At 69.1% G+C, this 4,694-nt stretch carries 4 protein-coding genes; 2 read left to right on the top strand and 2 right to left on the bottom strand.

Annotated features, from left to right (window positions below; genetic code table 11):
* Positions 1-111: 111 nt before the first annotated feature.
* A complete protein-coding gene (locus tag VF542_RS07455) occupies positions 112-471 on the bottom strand; it encodes a fluoride efflux transporter FluC (RefSeq protein WP_408651065.1) in 360 nt (119 codons plus the stop codon).
* Positions 468-977: a fluoride efflux transporter CrcB gene (gene crcB / locus VF542_RS07460; RefSeq protein ID WP_408651066.1), complete on the bottom strand. Its 510-nt coding sequence runs from the start codon at positions 975-977 to the stop codon at positions 468-470. The genes VF542_RS07455 and crcB overlap by 4 nt, the downstream gene beginning before the upstream one ends.
* A gap of 174 nt (positions 978-1,151) precedes the next feature.
* Between crcB and VF542_RS07465 the strand changes: the two genes are divergently transcribed.
* Together VF542_RS07465 and VF542_RS07470 are read left to right on the top strand one after the other, a co-directional pair.
* Positions 1,152-1,952: a putative protein N(5)-glutamine methyltransferase gene (locus VF542_RS07465; RefSeq protein ID WP_408651067.1), complete on the top strand. Its 801-nt coding sequence runs from the start codon at positions 1,152-1,154 to the stop codon at positions 1,950-1,952.
* Positions 1,953-2,237: 285 nt separating this feature from the next.
* Positions 2,238-4,694 (top strand): DUF7594 domain-containing protein (locus tag VF542_RS07470; protein WP_408651068.1); only part of this gene is annotated, 2,457 nt, incomplete at its 3' end.

Below are 4,694 nucleotides of genomic sequence, written 5' to 3' on the forward strand. Positions count from 1 at the left end.
AGTCCATTGCCCGGATGATGCGCCACCCGGTTATGACGAACCTGTGAGGCGGTCCGGGCGGCTGGTCCGCCGAGCCAGCCGGCGGAGGGTCCGCGGCAGCCGAGTCCCTGCTCAGCGCAGCGACAGCCCGAGCCACCAGCCGATGGTGGCTGCCCCGATCCCTCCGGCCAGGGAGAGCCCGACATTGCCGGCGGCGAGCCAGCGCGCGCCCCGCTGGCCCAACCGGAGCGTCTCGTAGCTGAACGCGGAGTAGGTCGACAGCGCTCCGCAGAAACCGGTACCCACCAGCAGCGCCGCGTCGGCACCGACTCCGGCGCCGGTCACCAGACCGAGGATCAGCGAGGCGAGGATGTTGACCGTCACGGTTCCCCAGGGAAACAGCGCCCGGTGCCGGGACTGGATGGCCCGGTCGGTGAGATAGCGGGCAGGCGCGCCCACCCCGGCGCCGAGCGCGATCAGCAGCATCGTCACCGGCGGGCCGCCGCGACGGTGCGCCCGGTGAGCGTGCTGGACAGCCATACCGCGCACGTGCAGCCGAGCACGGTGAGCACCGCATAGTCCAGCGCAACCAGCGGCCGGTGGTGCAGCACCAGGCGCTGCACCTCCACCGCGAAGGTGGAGTACGTGGTGTAGCCACCGAGGACGCCAACCCCGAGGAACGGCCGGGCCAGCCGGTGTGGGGACGGCAACTCCAGGAGCACCGCCATCAGTACGCCGATCAGCAGGCAGCCTGTGACATTGATGAGCAGCGTCGACCACGGAAACTGCTGGTCGTGGTGCGGCAGCACCGAACCCAGCCCGTAGCGGGCTTCGGCACCGAGGACGCCGCCCACCGCAGTGACGGCGATCAGATCCCACTGCCGTGCCGGATCCGCCAGTCGCTGCGCCGGATCGGAGAGGTCGACATCGGGATCGATGATCGTGGGCTCGACCGGCCGCCCCCTGTCGGGACGTCGCCTCACCTCGGGTTCGGACACCTCGGGACTCCCTGGATCGTGTGCAAGGGCTGTGCGCGGTCGGACAGGGGCCCGGCACCGGGCAGTGACCCCGGCTCGGCCCGCCAGCGACCGCCGCGCACGAGGTTAGCGCAGCCGTTGCGCCAGCTCAGGCTGCTATAAGTGGGCATCCGCGAGCCGCTCCGAAAGGCCCTGATGCCAGCCAGTCCCGAGTTCGATCCGCTGCCGGCGACGGTTGCCGCGCTGCGGCGTGCCGGCTGCGTCTTCGCCGAGGAGGAGGCCCGGCTGCTGCTGGCCGCGGCCGGCACGCCGGAGGAGTTGGCCGAGCTGGTGCGCCGCCGAGCCGCGGGCCTGCCGCTGGAGGTGCTGCTGGGCTGGGCGGAGTTCTGCGGCGTGCGGGTGGCCGTGGAGCCGGGAGTGTTCGTGCCCCGCCGGCGGACCGAATTCCTGGTGCGGCAGGCAGTGGCCCGAGCCCGGCCGGGATCGGTGGTGCTGGACCTGTGCTGTGGCACCGGCGCGCTCGGCATGGCCATGGCGGCGGCGGTGGGCGGCCTGGAACTGCATGCCGCCGACATCGATCCGGTTGCCCTCAGGTGTGCGGCGCGCAACCTCGCGCCGGTCGGTGGCCAGGTCTACGCCGGTGACCTCTACGACGCGCTGCCGGGAGCACTGCGAGGCAGGATCGAGATCCTGGTGGCCAACGCGCCCTACGTGCCCACCGGCGCCATCGAGCTGATGCCGCCGGAGGCGCGCCTGCACGAGCCGCGCATTGCCCTGGACGGCGGCCCGGACGGCGTCGAGGTCCACCGGCGGGTGGCGGCCGGAGCGCCACGCTGGCTGGCGCCGGGCGGCTGCCTGCTGATCGAGACGGGGGAGGAGCAGGCCGTGCACACTGTCGCGGCGATGACCGCTGCCGGGCTCGCCTCCCACACCGTCCACTCCGAGGAATGGTCGTGCACCGTAGCGGTGGGAACACTGTCGGTGGTTGGTACCTGAGAAGCGATTCTTCCTTTAGAATAAGGGAGTACCCAGCCGGAACGTAGGTTCCACATCACCAGGGTGATGGCCTGGGTCGTGCGGCGGATGGCTTGACAGCCACTACCGGCCCAGCCACGATCAGCTAAACTTCATGTGAGTTCCGCTCGAGCGAACGTGATCCAAAGCGCCAAAAAGTCGCGCTGTTGCTGTACTACGGGGGCTTCAATTTTGTTGTCTTATCTTCGTGCTGGGCGGGCGACCCGGCCCACCGGATGGCGCCGCCGGCCCGTCCGGACCGGGGCGGTGCTGCTGGCAGCCGGATCGATTCTCGCCTCGGGCCTGCTGGCCACCGCGCCATCGGCCTCGGCTCTCAGTCCCACCGTGATGCGCTATCCCTACCTCACCGATCTCACCACCACCTCGGTACAGGTGACCTTCGACACCAGCACCAAGGTGGTCAGTGCCGCCGGGGCCGTGCAGTGGGGAACCCCGAGCGGCACGACCGGCTGCACCCTGACCGGGAAATCGGCGAGCAGCACCAACAACACGGTGAACGCGCCGATCGCCGTGTCGGGCGTTACCGAATACCAGACCTCGATCAGGATCAGCGGACTGACCGCCGGGACCACCTACTGCTACCGGATCTACACCGGGGGTACGGCGCCGGCTGACCTGCTCGGCACCGATGTCGCGCCGCGCTTCACCACCCTGCCGATCAGCGGCGCGTTCACCTTCGATGTGCTGGGGGACTGGGGTGACAACAGCATCGCGAACGGCCTGAACCAGAAGAATCTCGACGCGCTGATCGCTCAGAGCGGCGCCCAGTTCGCTGTCTCCACCGGCGACATCGCCTACCAGGCCGGCAGCCAGACCAACTACGGCAACCTGGTAGCCACCGGGGCGGGGGTCAGTGAGGTGTTCGGGCCTGACTACTGGAAGGTTCCGGGTGCGTCGATTCCGCTGTTCTCCACGTCGGGAAATCACGGTCGCACCACCACGTTCCTGCAGAACTGGAAGCAGGCCGCCACGGTCGGGGCCTCCGGCGGCAAGTACCTGATGGAGACCTACTCCGGCATCGACGGCACGACCGCGACCAGCTACCCCTCGGTCTGGTACGCCTTCGACGCCGGCGGTACGCGGTTCTACATCCTCAACGCCGACTGGAACGACAGCAATGTCGGCACCGCACCCGGTGGCGCCTACCAGGTCGACCGTGACTACCACTGGGCGCCGACCAGCCCGGAATACCAGTGGCTCAAGGCTGACCTGGAGAGCCACCCCAACAGCGTGAAGCTGGCGTTCTTCCATTACCCACTCCGGGCTGACAGCGCCACCGAAGGCAGTGACTCCTACCTACAGAACGATCCGAACAACCCGACCTCCACCGCAAGCCTGGAGGGGTTGCTGGCCAATAACGGCGTCGATCTGGCCTTCAACGGCCACGCCCACATCTACCAGCGCAACATCGCCCCGCCCGGTGGCGTGACCAGCTACGTCACCGGTGGCGGCGGCGCCAAGGTGTCGCCGGTGACAAAGTGCAGCACCACCGACGCCTACGCGATCGGCTGGACCTACACCGGCGTGTCCGGCAGCAGGTGTGGCGCCGCGACGGCACCCACCTCCGACGCGCAGGTCTTTCACTTCCTGAAGGTCACGGTCAGCGGCACCACGGTCACCGTCACGCCGACCAACTCCACCGGCGCGACCTTCGACCCGGTGACCTACAACTTCGCGCAGAACTCCACGCCGCCGGCGGCACCGGCCAATCTGCTCGCCACCGCGGTGGGTACCACCGTCAAGCTGAGCTGGACCGCCAGCACCAGCAGCGACTCCAGCGCGCAGGACGTCTACCGCAACGGTCAGTGGCTGGCCACCGTGGGGCCGGACGTCGCCTCCTACACCGACGCGACACCGCTCGACGGAGCCAGCTACACCGTCCGGGCGCACGACCTGGTCGGCAACCAGTCCGGGGACAGCGCACCGGCCAGCGTCGGCAGCGGGACCGACACCACGCCGCCGACCGCGCCGGGGAACCTCACGGCGACCGCGACCGGGCCGACCTCGGTACAGCTGAGCTGGACCGCCAGCTCGGACAACGTCGGGGTGACCGGGTACGACATCTACCGCGGCTCGGCCACCACCCCACTGGCCAGCGTGGCCGGCAACGTCGCCGGCTACGTCGACAACACGGTGACCGCGGAGCAGACCTACAGCTACACGGTCAAGGCCAAGGACGCGGCAGGCAACAACTCGACGGCTAGTAACGCCGCAACGGTGACGACGCCGCCCGCCAGCACTGGCGGCGGGACGACCACGACGTTCACCGCGTCCGACGACGTGACCATCGACCAGACCTTCCCGGACGCACAACCCACTGCCACCGCCACCAGGATCACGGCGGACGGCAGTCCGGTCAACGACGCGTTGATCCAGTTCAAGCCGACCCTGCCGGCCGACTGCACCACCGTGACCAAGGTGCTGCTGACCATGACGGTGGGCAACAGCACCAACAACGAATCCGTCAAGGGTGGCGACTTCTACCTCACGGATTCGACCTCGTGGAGCCAGACGGCCGTGACCTGGAACACCGCGCCGCAGCGGGTGGGCACCGCGTTCTTCAGCCAGGGCGCAGTGGCGCTGGGCCAGACGATCACGGTCGACCTGACCGGAAGGGTGGACGCCACCGCACCGTTCTCGATCCGGGTCGGCACGACCAGCGGCGACGCGGCGGCGTATTACTCCAAGGAAGGATCGGCGACC

It is taken from the genome of Jatrophihabitans sp., from assembly GCF_036389215.1.
In the GTDB taxonomy this organism is placed as follows: domain Bacteria; phylum Actinomycetota; class Actinomycetes; order Mycobacteriales; family Jatrophihabitantaceae; genus Jatrophihabitans_A.

Coding starts and splice junctions, on each gene's coding strand:
- VF542_RS07465 (WP_408651067.1), top strand. CDS start 1,152: ATGCCAGCCAGTCCCGAGTTCGATCCGCTGCCGGCGACGGTTGCCGCG.